We start from the raw sequence: 21,045 nt of genomic DNA, 5'->3' as shown, positions 1-21,045 counted from the left end.
AGTGACTATGAAGCGGCACTAGCTCAGCTGGTAGAGCGCGACCTTGCCAAGGTCGAGGTCACGAGTTCGAACCTCGTGTGCCGCTCCAATCCCCCTTTAAAATCTCTTTTTTTATCAATTCCTTTATAAATTTATTCTTTACATAGCAAATTTTAATTGCTTAATAATCCAACTCTACGTAAAATACGCGCTCTTTCGGCTATCACATTTAGTTCCTTGCCTTCACCCGACTGGCCGAAACGGGAAAAGGCTATATTAACCGTAAGGAATATCCATGCGTCATTACGAAATCGTATTCATGGTTCACCCAGATCAAAGTGAGCAAGTACCTGGTATGATCGAGCGTTATACAGGTTCTATCACTGAAGCTGGCGGTACTATTCACCGTTTAGAAGACTGGGGTCGCCGTCAATTGGCATACCCAATCGAAAAGCTTCACAAAGCACACTATGTTCTTATGAACGTTGAAGCACCAACTGAAGTAATCAACGAGCTTGAGACTTCTTTCCGCTACAACGATGCAGTACTACGTAACCTAGTTATGCGTACTAAAACTGCTGTAACTGAAGCATCTCCTCTTGTAAGAGAAGAGAAAAAAGAAGCAGCTACTGCTTAATCGTTATTGACTCTGGACATTGAGGGTTTGCGGTGCAAAAACAGGTTGACCTGTATACAAATCAATATGTGCTTTCGGGCGTGATTTGTAAAACACCCAAATTTAATCAAAGCCCAGCCGGCATTCCACATTGTATTTTTGTGCTTGAGCATAAATCTACTCAAGTTGAAGCTGACTTAAACCGTAATAGTTATGTTCGCATTCAAGTGGTTGCCAGTGGGCACAAGTTCCAGTCTCAAACTCAGCATTTATACGTTGGGCAAGCAATACAAGTTAGTGGTTTTTTAAACCGACACGAAAACCGTAATGGTTTAAGTCAACTGGTATTACACGCACAACATATTGAAAGAATTAATTGAGGAAATTACTCATGGCACGTTATTTCAGACGTCGTAAGTTCTGCCGTTTCAAAGCGGAAGGCGTACAACAAATCGATTACAAAGATCTAGCTACTCTTAGAAACTATGTAACAGAAAGTGGCAAAATCGTACCTAGCCGTATTACAGGTACTAGCGCTAAATACCAGCGCCAGCTAGCAACAGCTATCAAGCGTGCTCGCTACTTAGCCCTTCTTCCATACACTGACTTACACAAGTAAGCAGCGGATTAACAGTTTTTAAAAGGTGTAGAGACATGCAAGTTATTCTACTAGACAAGATCGCTAACCTAGGTGGCCTAGGTGACCAGGTTGTAGTTAAATCTGGCTTCGCACGTAACTTCTTATTCCCTAAAGGTAAAGCAGTTCCTGCGACAAAAGCAAACATTGAAACTTTCGAAGCACGTCGTGCTGATTTAGAAGCGAAAATCGCTGAAGAGCTAACAGCTGCACAAGCACGCGCTGAGAAGCTAGAAGCATTAGCTGAAGTTACTTTAGTATCTAAAGCTGGTGACGAAGGTAAGCTATTCGGCTCAATCGGTACTCGCGACATCGCTGACGCTATCTCAGCTGTTGGTGTTGAAGTTGCTAAATCAGAAGTTCGTCTACCTCTAGGTACTATCCGTGAGACTGGTGAATTTGACGTAGCAATCGCAGTACACTCAGACGTAACTGCTACTATCAAAGTAATCGTTATTGCTGAAGCTTAATTTTTTGTATTAAGCAAAACCGTGTACGCTCGTGCACGGTTTTTTATTTATCACGCCTGAAACACATAACAACAACTCTAATTTTCAGATAAAAACCAAAGTATACTTTGCATAATTGCGTAACTCGCTGTTATTTAATGTGATGAAATTGCTTGAGGCTGAATAATTCGCATGGTTTTTACACAAATATTATTGCATGAAACTTCCAACTCGCACCGTGCAATGTTAACTTATAGAAACAATATATAAGAATTAAGTATTGCTGCAAAAATTGCTATAATTTTAATTAAGCGATGACAGCGCTGTCCTTGTATTGGGTAAATTTAAGGCTTTTGAGGTATGTATGGTTAGTAAAGGGTTTTCGTTAACGGAGCTGTTAATCGCCGCTGCAATCGTTGCAATACTTGGCGCAGTTGCTTACCCCACCTACATAGAGTCTATGCAAGAGAGCCGGCGCTCACAAGCGCAACAAGAAATGCTACAAGTGGCAATCATATTAGAGCGTTCCTACTCACGTAACGGCGGCTATCCAGACAGCGACACCTTTACAGCTCTACCAGCACTTGAAATGTATACATTTAAATATGAGCACCTAAACAAGCCTGAGAATGGAGAAAACTATACAAGTCGTTCATATTTACTAACAGCAACGCCAAAAACGGGAACATTACAGGAGTCTGATCCTTGCGGGGCAATCACCTTGAACCACATAGGCACACAGGGGGCTGAAGTTGATGACTGCTGGTAGTAAAAGCGTCCGTGGCTTCTCCTTGACGGAACTTGTAATAACGCTGTTGATTGCAGGTATATTGGCTTCGTTGGCAATGCCTTCTTTTGTTAGGCAAATAAAGCAGGACAGAGTTGTTAATAATGCGAACTATTTGAGTGCTTTTTATAAGTACTCTCGTAGTGAAGCGGTAAAGCAGGCAAAAACATTACATCTGGTTGCCAGCTCTTCTAAATGGTTATTGCAGTCACAGGCTGATGGTGAATGGGTAACGGTACATGAATTTTCAGTTGTAGATGATTCAATCGAAATTGAATACGCTGATAGAACAATTACATCAACGGGAGAGGTCAATCAGGCGCTAAATTTATTAGTGACAGACAACGATGACAGTACCACTGACTATCGGCTGTGTGTGTTACAAAGTGGGCAAAGTTGGGTTGATGAGGCAGATAAAAATTGCGCTTAACGAAAGGTTTTTCATTGGTAGAGGTGATGGTGTCGATGCTGATAGCGAGTATCGCGCTGCTTGGACTAGCAGCAACGCAGCTCAGGGCTTTGCAATATGCGACCAATAGTTTTGACTATACTGTAGCGCTAGTACAGGGCCAAAATGCGATGGAGAAAATTTGGTCTCGATTATGTGATATTCAACATAACGACCCATCGTTGTTCCAAGATGAAGATTTTAGAGAGTGGTTATTAGCGCCATCAGATATACGTACAACCTTTGAAGTGATTGTTCCTCAGACCTATGAAAATGAAATGAATATATTGGTGAATTGGGTCGATGATCGTATGGATCCGGATGTAGATGGTGAAAACCAAGTGGTATTGAATGCCACATTTATGAGTTTGGATGACACATGCGATTAAGCTCGTACTCAGTTAGAGGTTATTCACTCGTAGAGTTGATGGTAGCGTTAACTATCGGGACATTTTTATTGGCGGGGATTGGGATGTCTTATTCAGCAATAAAAGGCACGGTGATGACCACACAACAACTGTCTCAAGCGCAGGAAGTTGTGCGTTATACAAACCATATTTTGTCTCGTAGTGTGAAGCAAACTTCTGTTATTCCAGCAATTACAGAAAACGGAACGATAATTACCATCGATCAAGATGCGTACAGCACTTCGTGTCAAGGAACTGTACCTACATTTAATTATCAGGAGGTCTATACTTTAAGTGATGGGTACTTAACCTGCGATATATTAAATCTGGATGATGATGGGAATAGTGTAGGGGTCTTAAACCTTTTAAAAGGTGTACAGGCGCTTGGATTTAGTAGTAGTCAAAGCGGACGTTTAATCAATGTTAACGTGACGCCACAAGATGTACCAGCGCAATTTGCTACAGGCATCGTGATTAGCCTAGCTACTACCAGGGTAATTATGAGGTAAATGATGAAAAAGCAAAATGGCTTTACACTGATAAAGGTTTTGCTATTAAGCACAATGGCAGGTGTTGTTGTGTTTGGTGCAATGAGAGAAACTCTTGTTCAAGAGCGTTTATCAGGTAATTTTCAAAAAAGCATGAATGCCAGATTCTTGTCTGAAAAAGGTATTTATATTGTAGCAAAATGCCTAAAGGATAAACTGGTAGAGGATCCGTCGTTAACGAGAGATGAGCTTGTGTTGGCCCAGTGTTCATACACTGGTGGTGGTAGCGCAGGGGACGATCTAAAGTATGACGCTTCGGCTGAGGCGGGGGATGCACCGGATATTGTGGTGATTACAAGCTCTGGTGAGCGTTACAGCGGTGACTCTAATGACAAAATTATAGCTCACTACAAGTTCACACCGGGTAGCTCTTCTGCGGTTAATGACAGCATTATGGCAGGTTGCACGGGAGTTAGTCTCAAAGGCAGCTCGTTGATAGACAGTTATGACTCGTCTGCGGGTAGTTATGAACAGACTAAAGGCAGCAATGCCGTCATCAATACTTCCAGCAGTAATGCAAATGTGTCATTGAGCGGACACTCAATCATAAAAGGTGATGTTAACGCCGCGGGCGCAATATACCTAACGGGCTCTTCGCCAGTTTATGGCAATATTAAATCGAACACCGGGATTGAGATTTCATCAGGTGGCGGTGTGCGTGTTGACGGTAACGCGATTACGCTAGGTGACATTGTGCATAAAGGCGGTGAAATAACGGGTTATGTGCGTGCCAATGGTGATGCCACTATGAAATCGGGTGCCTCAATTGCTAACCTTAGCAATGATGATTTTGATATCCAATATGGTGGTACAGGGACTTTTCCCAATGAAGGTGCATTTAGCCAAAATGGTGTTCATTACTCAAATAGTCGGTATAACGTAAATCCTCAGATCACGCCAATAGAGATCCATGCAGCAGACTCATCACACTGTGATCCATTAGCAATCGTACAGAATATGGACGAAGTGATCGGAGAAAGTAACGATTATCTATACTACAAGGTATGGGCCAACCAACATTATACGTTTGCACCTACTTGGGCCTATTACGAAACTATAAATGGCAATGGCAATGGCAATGGAAATGGCAATGGAAATAGTGGTGGTTTGAGTGCAATATCTGCCTTTCAGAAGGATATTTACATATTCGATACCTTGGAGCAGTATTATGAAGATGTTGTACAAAGCGACAATGACCTTGAATATGTATATGGCATGAGCGGCTTTGAACTTGGTAGCAATGGCTCTGTTACGATTCAAGGGGGCGATGTTATTTTCCTTATTGATGGTGACTTCTCTATTAAAGGTGGTTCGGGAATGACCATTAAAGCTGGAAGTAGCCTGAGTATTTTTGTGACGGGCAATATAGACCTAGGTGGCAGCGGTAATGTGTATGTGGAGCAACATGGGCTTACTAACAGCGGGCATGCGGCATTTAACATTTACTCATCTAAATCCGGTGAAGGGGTCTCACTGGGTGGCAATAGTGACATGTACGCTATGGTGTATGCGCCATTATCAACAGTTAAAGTGACAGGTAGCGGTTCTCTTTATGGCAGCATTGTTGGCTCGTTCATTGATGGCTCCGGCAGCGGTGACTTTCACTTTGATGAGGCACTGAAAACGGTAGACTTCGGTGTCGGTGATGGTAGTGGAAGCACACAAACTAAGCCATTACTTACTTTTGAGCGTTGGTATTACAGGTTACCAAATAGTACTGAGTAATATAACTCTTTATAGAAAGACCCGCTTTATAGCGGGTTTTTTATTTTTTCAAAAAAATACTTCTTATATTTAAACCTTTTCTCGCTTTAAAGACGTCTTACTTAGCAACTTGAAAGCAAGCTCTGTTTATATCAAGCTAGCTCGACCAAGAAAAAGGAAAGTAAAAATGTTAATTGATGCCAACCAGGCATTGTCGAACACAGAGCAAAATCCTATCGACGAGTTGGTGCGTAAAGTACAACAGGGTGATCAACGGGCTTTTGAACAACTGTATAGAAAGCATGAAAGGCGAGTTTTTGGGCTTTGCCTAAGGTTGCTCGCATCTCCAGAGTATGCGGAGGACGTAACCCAAGAGGTATTTGTGCAGTTGTGGCATAAGATTGCGCAGTTTCAGGGGCAGTCACAGTTCTCGACTTGGCTCCACAGCGTCACGAGTAACATAGCAATAAGTTATTTACGAAAGCATAAAAACTGGTTGCAAAAGGTCGTGAGCATTGAAGGCAGCGGAATGAATGAACAATCAGCGCAGATGTGTCACGGGCTTAACGGGTTAGACAAGCTGATAGTACGTTTACCAGAGAGAGCCCGTTTAGTATTTGTATTGCATGCTGTTGAAGGTTATCGCCATGAGGAAATAGCCAACATGTTAGGTATGGCAGTGGGATCAAGTAAATCGCAATATCACCGTGCTCGTCAGTTATTGCAGGAGTGGTACGACAATGAGTAAACCTGACTTTGAGCAGTTTTTGAAAGAATCGCTCGAACAAACAAAAGACATCGCACCAACGCGAGACTTATGGAAAGGAATTGAAAACGCAATCGCGTCAACACCAGCAGAGGATACGCAAAATAGTTATTGGCCGAAACTCACAGGAATAGCGGCTTGTATTCTCGCTGGATTAATGGCTTGGCAGGTGGTGCTGAATCAACCGCAGCAAAATACCATGACAAACATGAGTGCGTTCTTTGAGCAGCAAAAACAGAGTTTGTTGGTGCAGTATGAAACTCAGCCTGCATTAACTTCGGATTGGCAAGCCCAACTGGGGGAGCTTGAAAGTGCTGAGCAAGCGATAAAAATGGCGTTGCAGAATGATCCTGAAAATGCGGCACTGTTACAAATGCTTGCTCAAGTTTATCAGCAACAATTGGATTTAATAAACAAGGTACATGCACCTCGTTGGCAACAAATTTAGGAGAAGAGTATGAGAGCACTATTAGCAGGATTAGCACTACTGCCATTGACGACTTTTGCTGGGCAAAGTATTGATGAGAAGATATCTCTGCCAAAGCAAGGGAAGGTTTTTATCGAGAATCAGCGCGGTGTCATCACAATTAAAACTTGGGACGAAAACAGCTTTAAAATTACGGGTACCTTGGATGAAAAAGCCAAGGGATATAAGCTAGAAACTAATGGCTCCGTTACCGAGTTTATTGTACAGATGCCAAATCAGTACCGAGGTTGGAACAACCGTCATGATGGTTCAAAGCTGACAATTCATATGCCTAAAAGTAGCGAGTTAAATCTCGAAGGCGTGAGTATTGATGTAAACGCGAGCCAGTTATATGCGGGCACCAGTATAAAAACTGTTAAAGGTGATATTCAGGTTTTTGATTTGAAAGGGAAAATCTCTTTACAGACCATAAATGGCGATATTGATGCATCACAACTTAGCGGCCACATTCACTATGAAACAGTCAACGGCAGCATCAATGATAGGGGATCAGATGGTAAGCTGAAATTTAATGCGGTTAATGGTGATATCGAGAGCGACACAAAAGCGCAGGACGTACGGTTAGAGAATGTGAATGGTGAAGTTGACTTACGTATAGAGGAATTAGCTGATTTACGTCTGAACACGGTAAATGGTGAAATCAATGTACACATCAAAAAGCTAAAAGATAACGCGAATATTAATATGGACTCAGTTAGTGGTGATGCTAGGTTTTACTTTCCAGCGGATGTTTCCGCTCGGTTTGACATTGATATGCATGCCGGTGGTAAGGTTATTAATGAATTGAGTGACCATAAAATGAAAAAGGCAAAATATGGCCCCTCAAGAGAATTAGAATTTGTGCTCAACGGCGGTAATGCCGATGTAGAAATCGACACTGTGAGTGGGCACATTGAACTGAAAAAAAACTAATCTCCCTCACACCACCAACCCACTCGTTGGTGGTGTATCTTTTTATTACTCGTGGTTTGGGATATAGCATTGCACTTATCTCATGAGCAGATAAAATAGTCCTCTGAATTCCCAATTGTGCAGTGCTATGGCAAAACCAGATCTTCAAGTTGATACGCTAAAAGTTCCACCCCATTCAATTGAAGCCGAGCAGTCCGTTCTCGGCGGCCTTATGTTAGATAATCAAGCGTTTGACAGAGTTGCAGAACTTGTTGTTGCGCAGGACTTTTACACCCGTACACATAAGCTGATTTTTGAAGCGATGGAAAAGCTGGTGGAAATGGGTAACCCCATTGATTTAATCACCATCTCCGAGAATTTGGAGAAAAATAATCAGCTCGCTAATGTCGGTGGTTTTGCTTATCTTGCTGAAATAGCTAAAAACACGCCCAGTGCCGCTAATATTGATGCTTATGCGAATATTGTGCGCGAACGCGCGGTTGTTCGAGAGATGATAGCGGTCGCAAATGAAATTGCTGAGGCTGGTTTTAACCCCGAGGGTCGTGATAGTCATGAACTACTCGACTTGGCCGAAAGTAAAGTGTTCAAAATTGCTGAGCAACGTACCAAAAGCACAGAGGGCCCGCAAAATCTTCATAGCATCTTGGAAAAAACCGTCGATAAGATTGAAGAGCTATACCAGTCACCTCAAGATGGTGTGACCGGGGTAAGTTCAGGCTACTCAGACTTAGATAAAATGACTGCGGGCCTACAACCATCGGATCTGATCATCGTCGCCGCGCGTCCTTCAATGGGTAAAACCACCTTCGCAATGAACCTTGCGGAACATGCGGCGATGACCCAAGATAAACCAGTACTCATTTACTCTCTAGAGATGCCCTCAGAGCAAATCATGATGAGGATGCTCGCATCTCTTGGCCGTATTAACCAAACCAAGGTACGTACCGGCCAGTTGGATGATGATGATTGGGCGAGACTGTCTTCAACCATGGGATTGTTGATGGAAAAAGGCAAGATGTATATTGACGATGCATCAGGTTTGACCCCAACGGATGTTCGCTCCAGAGCAAGACGTATTGCACGTGACCATGGTGGTATCAGTATGATCATGGTGGATTATTTGCAGCTCATGCGTGTACCTAGCTTGTCAGACAATCGAACACTTGAGATTGCTGAGATATCTCGCTCTTTAAAGGCGTTGGCAAAAGAGCTACAGTGCCCGGTTATCGCGCTTTCTCAGCTTAACCGAACGCTAGAGCAACGTGCCGATAAGCGTCCAGTAAACTCCGACTTACGTGAATCAGGATCAATTGAGCAGGATGCCGACTTAATTATGTTTATCTATCGCGACGAAGTGTACAACGAAGATAGCCCAGATAAGGGAGTCGCAGAGATCATTATAGGTAAGCAGCGTAATGGTCCAATTGGTAAGGTTAGGTTAACCTTCCAAGGACAATACTCACGTTTTGATAACTACGCAGGTCCTGCGGTTGACGACGAATACTAGGAGAGTCGCACATGAAGTTAGCGGCGGCGGAGATAAACTTATCGGCATTAAGGCATAATTTACGGCGTATCAAAGCGCTGGCACCGCGAGCCAAAGTTATGGCGGTGTTAAAAGCCAATGCGTATGGGCACGGCCTAGTGACCATTGCTCAGCACTTACAAGACGCTGATGCGTTTGCAGTAGCTCGAATCGATGAGGCATTAGCCCTCAGGGCTGGTGGTTTAACTAAACCGATAGTGTTGCTTGAAGGTTTTTTTAATGCCAATGATATTCCTATCCTTTTAGCGAATAACTTTCAAACGGTGATTCACAACGAGTATCAGCTTAATGCGTTAGAGAGCGCAAAGTTAGACGCACCGATAGCGACATGGCTAAAAGTTGATACAGGAATGCATCGGCTGGGAATTGAGCCTGAGCAATTGGACAGCTTCTATAATCGTTTGAAAAGCTCTGAGAATGTGAAGCCCCAAGTTAATTTGATGACCCACTTCTCGTGTGCCGATGACGTCGAAAATAGTAAAACTAAGGTACAGCTAAATAAATTTACTCAGTTGGTAGACAATAAAAATGAGTCTCTATGTTTAGCAAACTCGGCGGGTATTATTGGTTGGCCTGAAAGTCATAATGATTGGGTGCGCCCAGGGCTTATGCTCTATGGTGTGTCGCCAATGCAAGAGCAGGTTGGCGCTCATCATGGTTTACAGCCCGTTATGCGTTTAACTACTCGAGTCATTGCTATTCGCAGTTTACCAGCCAACGAACCCGTCGGGTACGGTGGGCGCTGGCAGAGCAAGCACGCGACACAGCTTGCTATTGTTGCAATGGGGTACGGTGATGGCTATCCTCGACATGCGAAAAATGGTACGCCAGTGATGATCCGCAATCAACGCTTTGGCATTGTGGGTAGTGTCTCTATGGATATGATAACGGTAGATATTGGTGATAACAAAGCTGGTATCTCGGTTGGCGACGAAGTAGAAATGTGGGGTCCCAATTTACCGGTTGAAGAAGTTGCGGCGTATGCAGATACTATACCTTATGAACTGCTATGTAATGTGACTCCGCGAGTAAGCTACGAATACGAGGATAAAAACCAAGCGTAAGCTACTTACAGCCGATACTCGAATCTAGGAATGTTTCATGTGGTTACAGAAAAAAATAGTACTCAAAGCAAGAAAGAGGGGCTTTCACCTTATTGGTGATGAAATTGAACATCAGCTTCCAGAGGTAAAAAATGTCCGTGTAGGTTTACTCCATGTATTTATTCAGCACACGTCAGCTTCTCTTGCCATTAACGAGAACGCAGATCCTTCAGTCAGGCAGGACTTAGAAAGCCATTTTAATGTACTTGCACCTGAGAACGCTCCTTATTACATACACACATATGAAGGGCCTGACGATATGCCTGCACACATCAAGTCCACCTTAATAGGCAGCAGCCAAAGTATACCCGTGAGTAATGGACAATTGGCATTGGGAGTGTGGCAGGGGCTTTATCTGTGCGAACATAGGGATCATGCTTCAAGCAGAACCCTTATTGTTACCTTACAAGGTGAAATTTGCTCTTAGCCTTGCAGCCTAAAGCTTGTCGAAGCTGACTTCTATATTTGCATCACCATCTGGTGATGTAAAAGGCATAATGATTTTTGCACCTTCACATTTATGTGTAATGGTGTGGTTTTTACCAGATACAACAATTGGTGTGGCCATTTCAAACTCGTAGCCCTTTTCACCCAATAGGTTTTTGGCACCGCCAGTTACCATATTAGTGATTTCACCGACCATATCGGTGACTTCCTCGTTAATGGTATCTGGGCGCTCACCTAGCATTCGTTCCATAATGGTCAAGGCTAAGTTTTCATCAAACGTTATAGAAAATGAACCTTTAGTTTGCGGCCCAACCATTCCTATGAGACCAGACACATCACCCAGAGCAATTTCATCTTTTTTTATTTTTGGCTTGCCTGGCGTTAACTCCGTTTGCGCCATGGTTGCCAATACATTGATTAAAGACGATAGAAAGGGGTTTATAAACTCTACATTCATATGACTTCCTTAACTACATATTTTTTTAGAGATAGTATTTGAGTGTAGTGTGGTTTTGGAGCAGATGCACTTACTCATTACACTTTTCACATTTACCGTGCGCTTCAATGGTTTGAGCGCTTACTACGAAGCCTTTCTCGGCTGCGAGGTTATTAAGTTCATGGGAAATTGCGCTTGAGTGTAACTCTTCGACATTACCACATTGGTCACATATCAATAGTTGTACGGGGTGAATATGGTCAAAATGATGGCAAAGCATGAACGAGTTTGTACTTTCGATCTTGTGGATGAACCCTAATTCTGCAAGAAAATCCAAAGCGCGATAAATCGTTGCCGGTTTAGCTGCGGCTTCTGTAACTTTGAGTTCTTCAAGTAGGTCATAAGCTCCGACACCGCCTTGCTTGCTTGCGAGCAGACGAAATACCTTCTCGCGGATAGGAGTAAACCTAGCCCCGCGATTATCACACACTTGCTTTGCTTTGCTGATCAGTAATTCTACATTCATTATCTTAATCCTTACCCTTGCACCGCAATACTAACATATTCTTATTAATAGTCTTATAAACTGAGTAAGTTATCATGAAAAAGCGTCGCATGGGGTTGAAAAGTTAATACGTTAGCCTTCGCTATATCGCTCTTTGGTGATGCCAATTGAATGTTCGAAATCTTCACTTGTCATTGGCTCTCCAAGTAAAAAACCTTGTCCAACATCACATTGATAATTCTGTAAAATCTTGAGCTGAGAGAGGGTCTCGATGCCCTCTGCAACAACCCTTATCCCGAGACTGTGAGACATGGTAATAATAGAGTTTACCAATTCATCAGCAGCTTGGCTGGTAGATAGGTCAGCAATAAAACTTTGATCGATTTTTAAGATATCAAAAGGATATTGGCGTAGATAATTGAGGGATGAATAGCCTGTTCCAAAGTCGTCCATTGAGATAACTAACCCTAATTGATGTAAGTTATCTAGCGAATCCTTGAGTGCGTCATCACCGGACAAAAGCACGCCTTCGGTGATTTCAAGCTCAAGTAAAGAAGTGGGTATTTGCGACTGTTGAATGTATTTGTGAATATCTTCAATTAAGGTGCGATCTTTAAATTGTCGCGGAGATAAATTAACTGCCACTTTCAATGGTCGCTCTAGCACGGATTGCCACTTTTTAATTTGCTTTATTGCTGATTGCAGCACGAATTTTCCAATAGCAACTATCTCGCCGTTGCTTTCTGCCAATGGAATGAATTCACTTGGTGAAACGGTGCCTAGGGTTTTATTGTGCCACCTAAGTAAGGCTTCTGCGCCAATCAGCTCGTTATTATCAATGGTAAATTGTGGCTGATAATAAACTTCGAACTCTCCATGCTCCAGAGCGTGACGCATATGCTCTTCAAGTAGCAAGCGCCGAGATAAATCCTGACTCATTTTCTCTGTAAAAAATGAGTACGTATTTCTACCTTGCTGTTTTGAGTGATACATTGCTGAGTCAGCTTTACGAAGTAGCGTACTGGGTGTACTGCCATCTTGTGGGTATACAGAAACGCCTAAACTCAATGAAATGCTAAACTCTCTTTTATCGATATTTAAGGGGATGCGAAATCGCCTTACCAAATTTGCGGCGATTGGAATGATATCCTCGCTGTTGTGTAAGTTATTGATTAGAATTACGAACTCATCACCACCAAGGCGAGCCACGGTGTCTTCATCGCGCAGCGTATCTTGCAATCTCTGCGCTGAGGCAATGAGCAGCTTATCACCAATTTCATGCCCTAAAGAATCGTTTACCTTTTTAAAATCATCTAAATCAATGAAGATCACAGCAATAATAGTTTTATTTCTGGTCGCTGTTTTGATTTGTTGAGTCAGTCGTTCCATGACTAAAAAACGGTTGGGGAGATTGGTAAGGGTATCAAAAAATGCATGATGGAAAATAAGTTCTTCTTGGCGCTTACGCTGAGTAATGTCTCTGAGTACGATAACAACATGACTGCTTAGCGGCATAACAGACATGCGCGCTTCCATGAATTTTTCTTGATGCCTATGAGTAAAGGGATATTCAATACAAGTGAGCTTTTTATATTTTCTGGTCTCTTTGATAGCGCCATTAAAGCGCTTCATAATGGTATTAGGCAATAAAGTGGTCACATCACAGCCGATGAGCGGAGGACTTTCAACAAACATATCGTTTTGATGAGAGTTACTAAACTCGATCACTTTACCTTGTGAGTCGATAACAATAAACAAATCTGGCAGTGCCGAAAAAATACTTTCAAGCAAGTTGTGTTTAGACAGAGCATATAGCTCAGCCGCTTTTTGTGCGGCAATTTTCTCCTGCAAATTGTCAGCCATATCATTGAAGTTATCAGCTAGTAACTTTAGTTCACCACTGCCTTCAATTTTCGCTCTTTGGCTAAAATCAAGTGAGCGCAGCTTCTGACCAACATAAATTAGTTGATTTATGGGCTTGGTGATAAAAGCGTACACAAACATCGCTGTAAGGCAGATCAAGCACAGCAGCAGTAAGGCAACGATAAAACTCTTATTCAGGCCAATTTCTAGAACACTCTGAACTTCATGCGCAATGTGGTACGTGGCAAATAGTATGGCTGTTTTGGTTTCATCACGATGTTGAAACTGCAGCGGAAAATATGCCTCAAAAACAAACTTTGACTCATTAAATTCAATAATCCTTGCGTTTTGAGCGAGTGCCGTTTGCAATAGTTTGAAGTTAATGGGCAGATCAAATTTACTGAAGTGTTGTGTTTGCATATGTCGCTCTGGTGCGGCGATTATGTGACCATCGGGATCTAGTACTAAAACATGTTGGTAGTTAACTCGGCTCATTTTAGTGTTGAGTGCAAAGGTCGCATTTTCAGTGTTGTTGGCTGATAAGGCCCGCTCAAGCTTGTGGGAAAAAATTGGCAGCTCCTGTGATAATGACTCTTGGCTACTCCTAATGAGCGTATCTAATTGGGTGTAATAGGTATGAAAGGTGATAATGACAGAAAACAACAAAAAAACCAGCGCAGCCAAAATGCTCAGCCACAGCTTAATATTGATAGAGTATAGCGCTTTCATCATTATTCACTCACGGACGCTTAGCGAGCGAATAATGTTAATTACTGAAAAGGTATGCATGCTGTTAGTCATTGATAAAGTTGAGCACAGTAGTGAATTAAGTCTAGCTCAAAATATTAAAGCGGTAGTTGTTTGAGTGCCAAAGGTATGTAGGCTCTGCAAAAAGTGACCTGTAGAAATAGTGAAAGTTAATGAATAATACAGCGAATGAGAGACAGGTATTATTGCTTATGTTGATATAACCTTGAGGTTACATCAGCATATTTTAAAGGATCACTATGCAGATTGACCTTCACCTAGGCATGACTTGGGTTGTAGCCCGTGCCGCAGGCTTTAGTAACGAACAGGCAAATATCATCGCGCATGCTTCGCAATACGTTGACGACGCGACTAACGAAGGCCACATAAAATTCAATAATGGTGCTGCATATCAACGCATTGCCACAGCCCATAAGATGTTGGACTATAGAAATATCCAAAGCCTAAAGAACCAACAAGTGTGGATCCCATTTCACTTTTTGCCTGGTAACAGTGGGCTGCCGGCGGGCAGCAACCCATCAGGTCGTTTTGTTCATAAGCTAGTATGTAAGCCTAATTCCTATGTTGCCCGCGATATGGTGAATGAGTGTATAGCTCATCAACACAAGCCTTATGCATTGCATTTACTGGGGATCACATCACATGTATTTATTGATACTTGGGGGCACAAGGGATTTGCGGGAATACAGCATAAAGTCAATAAGGTCGATGATATTAAAGATCACAATGGCCAAATAGATAAACATTGGACGCAAAGAGTAGCAGATTATTTTATGGGGATGTTTCAGGATGACATTCCCAGTTTGGGACATGGTCAGGCGTTATCAAATCCTGACTTACCACATCAACATTGGAGCTACACCAACGGGTTGGGGGAGGTTATAGAGCGTAATAACCCGGACGATTTTTTAGAAGCAGCTGATGAATTGTGTAAAGTCTATCAAACTTACCTGAAGCAGCAGCCAAAGGGCTTGAACGAGTTACTCAAAGCACAAATAGCCAAATGTTTTACCGACTTTAATATGGATGCTGGCCAGCAGAGGCTTGCTTTGTGGATTGAAGCAATCGCCAACGATGAGTTCTCACTTGGGGCATATCAGCTGGCCTATATCGCAAAAGGCGCGGGTTCCTGGAAGCATGAAGCATTAGGCACTACGTTGATTGATAAGGACGAAGATGAATACACCTTTACACAGGGGTTTTTAACCTCAAACTGGAAGCTATTTCATGACGCTGCGAAGCAACATAGGTTGAATATAGTGGATATTGTTTTACCTCGATATGGGATATGTGTCGCTTAAGGCATCAAAATTGATATTTATGCTTCATTTTATCCATCAAACGGTGTCGAGAACTTCTTGCTCTTTCATGAGGAGTAAACAGCGCGCTTGATTCATCCAGTAGGTCTATTGCGCGCTTTAGTTGGGAGAGCTGCGAGCCAGTTGGTGACTCAAGCTTTGAAAGCGCGTTAATTTGGGTGATCGCAAGTTCCTTTGTTGCAATATGTTCGGGTAAGCCTGATTTTGTGCAAAGGCCGTAAATCCCTGACTTTTTAATTGTTCGAGTGCTTTTTTATAGCGTTCAGAAAACACAGAATATATTTTTAGCCTTTCGCCACATATTTTTTGACGCTAATACGATAGAAACAGCAAGGGAAAAGAGATCGTTTGTAACATGTGGAGTGATAAAAGATGACTTGCTAAGAAAATGGTGGCCCCTCCCAGACTTGAACTGGGGACCTAACGATTATGAGTCGTGTGCTCTAACCAACTGAGCTAAGGGGCCATTTTTGTGCCTGCTTAGGAATGCAGGTAAATAGACTTACCAATGTTGGTAAGCGGGTTGCAGTATAAAAACTTTTAAAAGCCTTGTCACTAGCAAAAGCCATAAATTTAACTATCTGTAAATCAAATGATTAAATTTAGACCAATTTGGCTTGTTTCATTTTTGAACACAATGAAAAAGCCGGCATTGGCCGGCTTTTCAAATCATAAATACTTATAAACCAAGTTTCTTCTCTAAGTAGTGAATGTTTGTGCCACCACTTTGGAAGTTTTCATCCGCTAAGATCTTCTTGTGTAGCGGTGTATTGGTTTTGATACCGTCGATGACTAACTCATTGAGTGCATTGCGCGCACGTGCAATCGCTACGTCGCGATTTTCACCATACGTGATCAACTTACCAATCATTGAATCGTAATGAGGTGGTACGGTGTAATCAGCATAAATATGGCTATCCCAACGAATACCTAAGCCGCCAGCAGGGTGGAAGCGTGTGATCTTACCCGGTGACGGAATAAAAGTATCAGGGTCTTCAGCATTGATACGGCATTCGATAGCATGACCTCGGATCACCACGTCATCTTGTGTGATAGACAATGGTTGGCCTGCGGCAATCTTAAGTTGCTCTTTGATCAAGTCCACACCTGTAACCATCTCGGTAACAGGGTGTTCAACCTGGATACGGGTGTTCATTTCAATGAAATAGAACTCGCCATTTTCATACAAGAACTCAAAAGTACCCGCGCCACGGTAGCCGATTTCGATACATGCACGAGTACAGCGATCACCAATGAACTTACGCATTTCAGCAGTAATACCTGGTGCTGGCGCCTCTTCAACAACTTTTTGGTGACGGCGCTGCATTGAACAGTCACGCTCACCTAAGTGAATCGCATTACCTTGGCCATCGGCAAGGACTTGAACTTCGATGTGACGTGGGTTTTCAAGGAATTTTTCCATGTAAACCATGCCATTACCAAAGAACTGCTTAGCTTCTTGCTGTGTTAAGGCGATTGAGTTATTTAGCTCAGCCTCGCTTCTTACCACACGCATACCACGACCACCACCGCCACCTGCGGCTTTGATGATCACAGGGTAGCCGATACGTTTAGCGATTTGTGTGTTGCGTTCTTTGTCGTCCGTTAATGGACCATCAGAACCAGGTACACACGGTACGCCAGCTTTGCGCATCGCTTCGATGGCTGACACTTTGTCGCCCATTAAGCGAATAGTGTCACCACGAGGGCCGATGAATACAAAGCCACTTTGCTCAACTTGGTCAGCAAAATCAGCGTTCTCTGATAAGAATCCGTAACCTGGGTGAATTGCAACCGCATCTGTTACTTCTGCTGCTGCAATAATGCGTGGAATGTCTAAGTAACTTTCAGACGCTGCTGGTTTACCGATACAAATGGTTTCATCCGCAAGAAGTACATGCTTAAGATCGCGGTCAGCGGTTGAGTGTACAGCCACCGTTTTGATCCCAAGCTCCTTGCAGGCACGCAATACGCGAAGTGCAATTTCACCTCGGTTCGCAATGACTACTTTATCTAACATAGCGTTTGCCTTCTTATTGCGTAATTATTCGATAATGAATAGTGGCTGGTCGAATTCAACTGGCTCGCCATTTTCAACAAGAATTGCTTTCACTACACCAGCTTTGTCAGCTTCAATTTGGTTCATCATTTTCATTGCTTCAACGATACATAGTGTATCGCCAACGCTTACTTTAGAACCGACTTCTACGTATGAAGGAGCTTCAGGAGAAGCGGCCGCGTAGAAAGTACCAACCATAGGAGATAACACTTGATGGCCAGCAGGTGCTGCAGGAGCCGCAGGTGTTGCTTCAGCAGGAGCTGCTGCTGGCGCTGGTGCCGCTGCTGGTGCAGGCGCTGCAGCAAACTGTTGTGGCTGTGCCATCACAGGTGCGTTGCTGTAACGATTAATGCGTACTGATTCTTCACCTTCAGTGATTTCTAATTCAGCAATACCTGATTCTTCTACTAATTCGATAAGTTTCTTGATCTTGCGAATATCCATAATGACCCGCCTGTTAGTTAATTTGCGTTATTTCTGTTGTGCAATTTGCTGACGGCCGCCGTTAAAGCAGCTTCATAGCCAATTGCGCCTAATCCACATATCACCCCTTGCGCCACATCGGAAAAATACGATTTATGGCGAAACGGCTCTCGTGCATATACGTTACTAATATGCACTTCATAAAAAGGTATGTTGACGCTTAAAAGCGCGTCTCGCAGCGCGACACTGGTGTGTGTAAATGCTGCGGGGTTGATGATAATGGCATCAATTTTTTGCCATGCATCGTGTATGGTGCTGATCAGTTCAGCCTCACTGTTACTTTGCAAATGAGAAAGCGTTACGCCAAGTTGCTGAGCGTGTTTGTCTACTCTGCTCATTAGCTCATCAAGTGTGAGCGTGCCATAAGTCTGTGGCTCACGGTGACCAAGCATATTAAGGTTTGGCCCATTTAAGACTAAAATCTTCAAATTTGCAGTCATAATCCGTGAAAACCTCTCAAATTGAAATTAACGTGATTTTTTGTATAAGTTAATAAATAACTTAAGCTGTTCAGACCAAAATAGCAACTTTTTCTCACTTTAGCTGTGTATTATAGATATTTCGCGGTAAATAGCAGCAAAATACTGGTCTAATCAGAGAGGAGGCGCTGGTCAAACATGACCAGCGGGTGAAGATATAGGGTTATTGTACGTTGGCACGCACCTTTTCTAGGTGTTTTGCAAATGGCTCAGGGCCCATAAAACCGGTAACGCGTAGATCTGGCAGTTCATTACCTTGTGCATCAAAGAACAACATGGTGGGCAGCCCAAATACGTCGAACTCTTTCATTATCTCTACGCTCTTGTTGTTACTTTCGGTTAAATCCAACTTCAGTAGCGCAAAGTGTTTGAATTGCTGCTGTACTTGAGGCTCAAAGAAGGTGTACTTCTCAAACTCTTTGCAGGCAACACACCAGTCTGCGTATAGGTCAACGATGGCAATTTGACCGTTGTTGTTGGCCTGTTCAATGGCCTCTCTCAAAGCGCTTAAATCGTCGACGAGCTGAAACTTTTTCTCGCCTTGTGCCGACTGTGCTTGTGTTACATTAATTGTTTTGCTCGGCCAAATGAGATTTTTGCCTACCAGCAAGGCACTGACTAACAACACTGAAGCAATACCCCACAACAAGGTTTTTAACACCCCACTGCTTTGTTGGCTTTGCCAGTGATGTAAATAAAGAGCCGTCGCAAGCATCAAACCGCTGGCAAGCCATAAGATAATGTCAAATTCAACAATGCGCTCTAGCAGTATCAGTGGCACCACGAGCATAATGAAACCAAACAGCGTTTTTACCTGTTCCATCCATGCGCCTGCTTTGGGTAGCAACTTGCCACCGGACGTACCTAATAGTAATAGTGGTAAACCCATGCCTAAGCTGAGCGCGTAGAGCGTAATGCCACCGATAAAATAGTCACCACTTTGAGCAACATAAAGCAAAGCGGCTGACAGCGGTGCAGTGGTACATGGTGATGCGATTAAACCTGATAGCACGCCCATAGAAAACACGCCCAGATAGTTACCACCTTGTTGTTGATTGCTGATAGCCGTGAGGCGATTCATCATGCCGCTGGGCAGTTTAATTTCATACCAACCAAACATGGCCATCGCCAGCAATACAAACAGTAAACTAAAGCTAATCAATACCGCAGGGTGTTGCAGGTAACCTTGTACTTGCCCGCCTAAAGCGGCTACAACAAGCCCAAGCAATGCATAAGTTACCGCCATGCCTTGTACATATACAAATGACAAAGTAAAAGCCCGCTTGGTCGATAATCCTTTTTGTCCAGCGATGAGACTAGAAAGGATAGGGAACATAGGAAAAACACACGGGGTAAACGCAAGACCCACACCCACCATAAAGAAAATGGCTAAATTCGCCATCAAACTTTGGCTGGCAAGGCGCTCGGTAAATGATAACTCGTTGTCTGAGGATGGCGTTTGCTCTGCGACTAGAGGTGTTGTGGCTGCGCTATCGACGCTTGCTGTGCTGCCATTAGCCATCGCTAGAGGAGATAAGGGAATCGTGATGACTTCAGGGGGGTAACATAATCCAGCTTCGGCACAGCCTTGATAGCGGATTTTTACCACCGCATCGTCGCCAATATTGCTAAGCTTTGACACCACAGAGAACGAATCAAAATACACTTGGGTTTTACCAAAAAATTCATCCTCTATTTCTACCCCTTCGGCATATTCTCCCACTTTGATGTCGGCATTTTTTGCGATTATCTCAAGCTTCTTTTTATAGAGGTAATAGCCCGGTGCAATATCCCAACCAGTGAACAAAATATTGCCCTGCTGATCAAAATCGAATTTAAATGCCTCATTGACCGGCAAGAAGGTATCTTGTTTTGGGGCCAGCAAGCTATTGAGAACATCATTGTTGGCCTGTGCTGGTAACAGCCACAAAAGTGAAAAAACAAATAACAGCGCGCGCATTAATTCAATACCTCGTCCATCCAGTGAAAATAAGCAAGATTCCCCGCGCTGACATCTAGTACCTGAATTTCCGGTACCTCATAGCTGTGCAACTCTTTAATGACTTGGATCATTTTACTTATTTTGTCTGCTTTGGTTTTTATAAACAGTTTAGTTTCGGTTTGTTGCACAACCTCGTTCTGCCACATATACACCGACTCGACGCCTGGCAAAATATTCACACAGGCAGCCAACTTTTGAGCAATCAGCTGTTTGGCAAGTTGGTGAGCGTCATCTTGGTTTTCACAGGTGGTCAAAACCAGTTTGTAATGGGGAGCCATGCTCAATTCCTTTCAAC

At 43.1% G+C, this 21,045-nt stretch carries 25 protein-coding genes and 2 tRNA genes; 17 read left to right on the top strand and 10 right to left on the bottom strand.

From position 1 onward, the window contains the following. Positions 1 to 12: 12 nt before the first annotated feature. The 16 genes from L1070_RS09060 to L1070_RS08985 all read left to right on the top strand — a co-directional run bounded on the left by L1070_RS09060 (position 13) and on the right by L1070_RS08985 (position 10,816). A tRNA-Gly gene (locus tag L1070_RS09060) sits at positions 13 to 88 on the top strand. A 186-nt stretch (positions 89 to 274) separates the two neighbouring features. Beyond that, positions 275 to 616 carry a 30S ribosomal protein S6 gene (rpsF, locus tag L1070_RS09055; protein ID WP_070986357.1) on the top strand — a complete coding sequence of 114 codons (342 nt, stop codon included), beginning with the start codon at positions 275 to 277 and terminating at the stop codon, positions 614 to 616. 32 nt (positions 617 to 648) lie between these two features. Continuing rightward, positions 649 to 975 (top strand): primosomal replication protein N, encoded by a 327-nt coding sequence (gene priB / locus L1070_RS09050; protein ID WP_237125316.1) that lies wholly within the window; start codon positions 649 to 651, stop codon positions 973 to 975. Positions 976 to 986: 11 nt separating this feature from the next. Beyond that, entirely contained in the window at positions 987 to 1,214 is a 228-nt protein-coding gene (gene rpsR, locus L1070_RS09045; protein ID WP_002962753.1) for a 30S ribosomal protein S18, read from the top strand. A 35-nt stretch (positions 1,215 to 1,249) separates the two neighbouring features. Continuing rightward, on the top strand, positions 1,250 to 1,702 hold the full coding sequence (gene rplI / locus L1070_RS09040; protein ID WP_070986355.1) for a 50S ribosomal protein L9: 453 nt from the start codon (positions 1,250 to 1,252) through the stop codon (positions 1,700 to 1,702). Between the two features lie 343 nt (positions 1,703 to 2,045). Further along, positions 2,046 to 2,450: a type IV pilin protein gene (locus L1070_RS09035; RefSeq protein ID WP_237125315.1), complete on the top strand. Its 405-nt coding sequence runs from the start codon at positions 2,046 to 2,048 to the stop codon at positions 2,448 to 2,450. After that, entirely contained in the window at positions 2,437 to 2,898 is a 462-nt protein-coding gene (locus L1070_RS09030) for a prepilin-type N-terminal cleavage/methylation domain-containing protein (RefSeq protein ID WP_237125314.1), read from the top strand. Before L1070_RS09035 ends, L1070_RS09030 begins: the two co-directional genes overlap by 14 nt. Further along, on the top strand, positions 2,889 to 3,305 hold the full coding sequence (locus L1070_RS09025) for a prepilin-type N-terminal cleavage/methylation domain-containing protein (RefSeq protein WP_237125313.1): 417 nt from the start codon (positions 2,889 to 2,891) through the stop codon (positions 3,303 to 3,305). The genes L1070_RS09030 and L1070_RS09025 overlap by 10 nt, the downstream gene beginning before the upstream one ends. Continuing rightward, positions 3,296 to 3,832: a prepilin-type N-terminal cleavage/methylation domain-containing protein gene (locus L1070_RS09020; RefSeq protein WP_070986352.1), complete on the top strand. Its 537-nt coding sequence runs from the start codon at positions 3,296 to 3,298 to the stop codon at positions 3,830 to 3,832. Before L1070_RS09025 ends, L1070_RS09020 begins: the two co-directional genes overlap by 10 nt. After that, on the top strand, positions 3,833 to 5,596 hold the full coding sequence (locus L1070_RS09015) for a polymer-forming cytoskeletal protein (protein ID WP_237125312.1): 1,764 nt from the start codon (positions 3,833 to 3,835) through the stop codon (positions 5,594 to 5,596). Positions 5,597 to 5,762: 166 nt separating this feature from the next. Then, positions 5,763 to 6,323 (top strand): sigma-70 family RNA polymerase sigma factor, encoded by a 561-nt coding sequence (locus tag L1070_RS09010; protein WP_237125311.1) that lies wholly within the window; start codon positions 5,763 to 5,765, stop codon positions 6,321 to 6,323. After that, positions 6,316 to 6,789 carry a hypothetical protein gene (locus tag L1070_RS09005; RefSeq protein WP_237125310.1) on the top strand — a complete coding sequence of 158 codons (474 nt, stop codon included), beginning with the start codon at positions 6,316 to 6,318 and terminating at the stop codon, positions 6,787 to 6,789. The genes L1070_RS09010 and L1070_RS09005 overlap by 8 nt, the downstream gene beginning before the upstream one ends. 9 nt (positions 6,790 to 6,798) lie before the next feature. Beyond that, positions 6,799 to 7,740, top strand: a complete 942-nt coding sequence (locus L1070_RS09000; protein WP_237125309.1) for a DUF4097 family beta strand repeat-containing protein — start codon at positions 6,799 to 6,801, stop codon at positions 7,738 to 7,740. Positions 7,741 to 7,867: 127 nt separating this feature from the next. Continuing rightward, entirely contained in the window at positions 7,868 to 9,247 is a 1,380-nt protein-coding gene (gene dnaB, locus L1070_RS08995; RefSeq protein WP_070986347.1) for a replicative DNA helicase, read from the top strand. Positions 9,248 to 9,258: 11 nt separating this feature from the next. Further along, complete coding sequence (alr, locus tag L1070_RS08990) at positions 9,259 to 10,350, top strand: alanine racemase (protein WP_237125308.1); 1,092 nt, start codon at positions 9,259 to 9,261, stop codon at positions 10,348 to 10,350. A gap of 37 nt (positions 10,351 to 10,387) precedes the next feature. Next, positions 10,388 to 10,816: a secondary thiamine-phosphate synthase enzyme YjbQ gene (locus tag L1070_RS08985; RefSeq protein WP_070986345.1), complete on the top strand. Its 429-nt coding sequence runs from the start codon at positions 10,388 to 10,390 to the stop codon at positions 10,814 to 10,816. Positions 10,817 to 10,825: 9 nt separating this feature from the next. On the opposite strand, the gene L1070_RS08980 is transcribed toward L1070_RS08985, so the two are convergent. The 3 genes from L1070_RS08980 to L1070_RS08970 all read right to left on the bottom strand — a co-directional run bounded on the left by L1070_RS08980 (position 10,826) and on the right by L1070_RS08970 (position 14,372). Then, complete coding sequence (locus tag L1070_RS08980) at positions 10,826 to 11,293, bottom strand: chemotaxis protein CheX (protein WP_237125307.1); 468 nt, start codon at positions 11,291 to 11,293, stop codon at positions 10,826 to 10,828. A 70-nt stretch (positions 11,294 to 11,363) separates the two neighbouring features. After that, complete coding sequence (zur, locus tag L1070_RS08975) at positions 11,364 to 11,798, bottom strand: zinc uptake transcriptional repressor Zur (protein WP_070986343.1); 435 nt, start codon at positions 11,796 to 11,798, stop codon at positions 11,364 to 11,366. A gap of 111 nt (positions 11,799 to 11,909) precedes the next feature. Next, positions 11,910 to 14,372 carry an EAL domain-containing protein gene (locus L1070_RS08970; protein ID WP_237125306.1) on the bottom strand — a complete coding sequence of 821 codons (2,463 nt, stop codon included), beginning with the start codon at positions 14,370 to 14,372 and terminating at the stop codon, positions 11,910 to 11,912. Positions 14,373 to 14,647: 275 nt separating this feature from the next. On the opposite strand from L1070_RS08970, the gene L1070_RS08965 reads away from it, so the two are divergent. Then, entirely contained in the window at positions 14,648 to 15,709 is a 1,062-nt protein-coding gene (locus L1070_RS08965; RefSeq protein WP_237125305.1) for a DUF6765 family protein, read from the top strand. Positions 15,710 to 15,713: 4 nt separating this feature from the next. On the opposite strand, the gene L1070_RS08960 is transcribed toward L1070_RS08965, so the two are convergent. The 7 genes from L1070_RS08960 to cutA form a co-directional block, all read right to left on the bottom strand. Beyond that, the gene (locus L1070_RS08960; protein WP_237125319.1) at positions 15,714 to 15,911 is read right to left on the bottom strand and encodes a DUF6058 family natural product biosynthesis protein; all 198 of its coding nucleotides are present in this window, start codon (positions 15,909 to 15,911) and stop codon (positions 15,714 to 15,716) included. Between the two features lie 205 nt (positions 15,912 to 16,116). Next, positions 16,117 to 16,193 (bottom strand) — tRNA-Ile (locus L1070_RS08955). 213 nt (positions 16,194 to 16,406) lie between these two features. Next, entirely contained in the window at positions 16,407 to 17,747 is a 1,341-nt protein-coding gene (gene accC / locus L1070_RS08950; protein WP_070986340.1) for an acetyl-CoA carboxylase biotin carboxylase subunit, read from the bottom strand. Positions 17,748 to 17,771: 24 nt separating this feature from the next. Then, positions 17,772 to 18,230 (bottom strand): acetyl-CoA carboxylase biotin carboxyl carrier protein, encoded by a 459-nt coding sequence (accB, locus tag L1070_RS08945; RefSeq protein ID WP_237125304.1) that lies wholly within the window; start codon positions 18,228 to 18,230, stop codon positions 17,772 to 17,774. A gap of 17 nt (positions 18,231 to 18,247) precedes the next feature. Then, positions 18,248 to 18,709 (bottom strand): type II 3-dehydroquinate dehydratase, encoded by a 462-nt coding sequence (gene aroQ / locus L1070_RS08940; RefSeq protein WP_237125303.1) that lies wholly within the window; start codon positions 18,707 to 18,709, stop codon positions 18,248 to 18,250. A gap of 202 nt (positions 18,710 to 18,911) precedes the next feature. Beyond that, complete coding sequence (locus tag L1070_RS08935) at positions 18,912 to 20,708, bottom strand: protein-disulfide reductase DsbD (RefSeq protein WP_237125302.1); 1,797 nt, start codon at positions 20,706 to 20,708, stop codon at positions 18,912 to 18,914. Further along, positions 20,708 to 21,028, bottom strand: a complete 321-nt coding sequence (cutA, locus tag L1070_RS08930) for a divalent-cation tolerance protein CutA (protein ID WP_237125301.1) — start codon at positions 21,026 to 21,028, stop codon at positions 20,708 to 20,710. The genes L1070_RS08935 and cutA overlap by 1 nt, the downstream gene beginning before the upstream one ends. Between the last annotated feature and the right edge of the window lie 17 nt (positions 21,029 to 21,045).

It is taken from the genome of Pseudoalteromonas sp. MMG022 (assembly GCF_021654245.1).
GTDB lineage: Bacteria > Pseudomonadota > Gammaproteobacteria > Enterobacterales > Alteromonadaceae > Pseudoalteromonas > Pseudoalteromonas amylolytica.
This window is presented reverse-complemented; position numbering and strand designations above follow the sequence as displayed.

Bases quoted from the DNA above. Each gene is read 5' to 3' on its own strand.
- rpsF (WP_070986357.1), top strand. From the start codon at position 275: ATGCGTCATTACGAAATCGTATTCATGGTTCACCCAGATCAAAGTGAG.
- rpsR (WP_002962753.1), top strand. From the start codon at position 987: ATGGCACGTTATTTCAGACGTCGTAAGTTCTGCCGTTTCAAAGCGGAA.
- rplI (WP_070986355.1), top strand. From the start codon at position 1,250: ATGCAAGTTATTCTACTAGACAAGATCGCTAACCTAGGTGGCCTAGGT.
- L1070_RS09035 (WP_237125315.1), top strand. From the start codon at position 2,046: ATGGTTAGTAAAGGGTTTTCGTTAACGGAGCTGTTAATCGCCGCTGCA.
- L1070_RS09030 (WP_237125314.1), top strand. From the start codon at position 2,437: ATGACTGCTGGTAGTAAAAGCGTCCGTGGCTTCTCCTTGACGGAACTT.
- L1070_RS09020 (WP_070986352.1), top strand. From the start codon at position 3,296: ATGCGATTAAGCTCGTACTCAGTTAGAGGTTATTCACTCGTAGAGTTG.
- L1070_RS09015 (WP_237125312.1), top strand. From the start codon at position 3,833: ATGATGAAAAAGCAAAATGGCTTTACACTGATAAAGGTTTTGCTATTA.
- L1070_RS09010 (WP_237125311.1), top strand. From the start codon at position 5,763: ATGTTAATTGATGCCAACCAGGCATTGTCGAACACAGAGCAAAATCCT.
- L1070_RS09005 (WP_237125310.1), top strand. From the start codon at position 6,316: ATGAGTAAACCTGACTTTGAGCAGTTTTTGAAAGAATCGCTCGAACAA.
- L1070_RS09000 (WP_237125309.1), top strand. From the start codon at position 6,799: ATGAGAGCACTATTAGCAGGATTAGCACTACTGCCATTGACGACTTTT.
- dnaB (WP_070986347.1), top strand. From the start codon at position 7,868: ATGGCAAAACCAGATCTTCAAGTTGATACGCTAAAAGTTCCACCCCAT.
- alr (WP_237125308.1), top strand. From the start codon at position 9,259: ATGAAGTTAGCGGCGGCGGAGATAAACTTATCGGCATTAAGGCATAAT.
- L1070_RS08985 (WP_070986345.1), top strand. From the start codon at position 10,388: ATGTGGTTACAGAAAAAAATAGTACTCAAAGCAAGAAAGAGGGGCTTT.
- L1070_RS08980 (WP_237125307.1), bottom strand. From the start codon at position 11,293: ATGAATGTAGAGTTTATAAACCCCTTTCTATCGTCTTTAATCAATGTA.
- zur (WP_070986343.1), bottom strand. From the start codon at position 11,798: ATGAATGTAGAATTACTGATCAGCAAAGCAAAGCAAGTGTGTGATAAT.
- L1070_RS08970 (WP_237125306.1), bottom strand. From the start codon at position 14,372: ATGATGAAAGCGCTATACTCTATCAATATTAAGCTGTGGCTGAGCATT.
- L1070_RS08965 (WP_237125305.1), top strand. From the start codon at position 14,648: ATGCAGATTGACCTTCACCTAGGCATGACTTGGGTTGTAGCCCGTGCC.
- accC (WP_070986340.1), bottom strand. From the start codon at position 17,747: ATGTTAGATAAAGTAGTCATTGCGAACCGAGGTGAAATTGCACTTCGC.
- accB (WP_237125304.1), bottom strand. From the start codon at position 18,230: ATGGATATTCGCAAGATCAAGAAACTTATCGAATTAGTAGAAGAATCA.
- aroQ (WP_237125303.1), bottom strand. From the start codon at position 18,709: ATGACTGCAAATTTGAAGATTTTAGTCTTAAATGGGCCAAACCTTAAT.
- L1070_RS08935 (WP_237125302.1), bottom strand. From the start codon at position 20,708: ATGCGCGCGCTGTTATTTGTTTTTTCACTTTTGTGGCTGTTACCAGCA.
- cutA (WP_237125301.1), bottom strand. From the start codon at position 21,028: ATGGCTCCCCATTACAAACTGGTTTTGACCACCTGTGAAAACCAAGAT.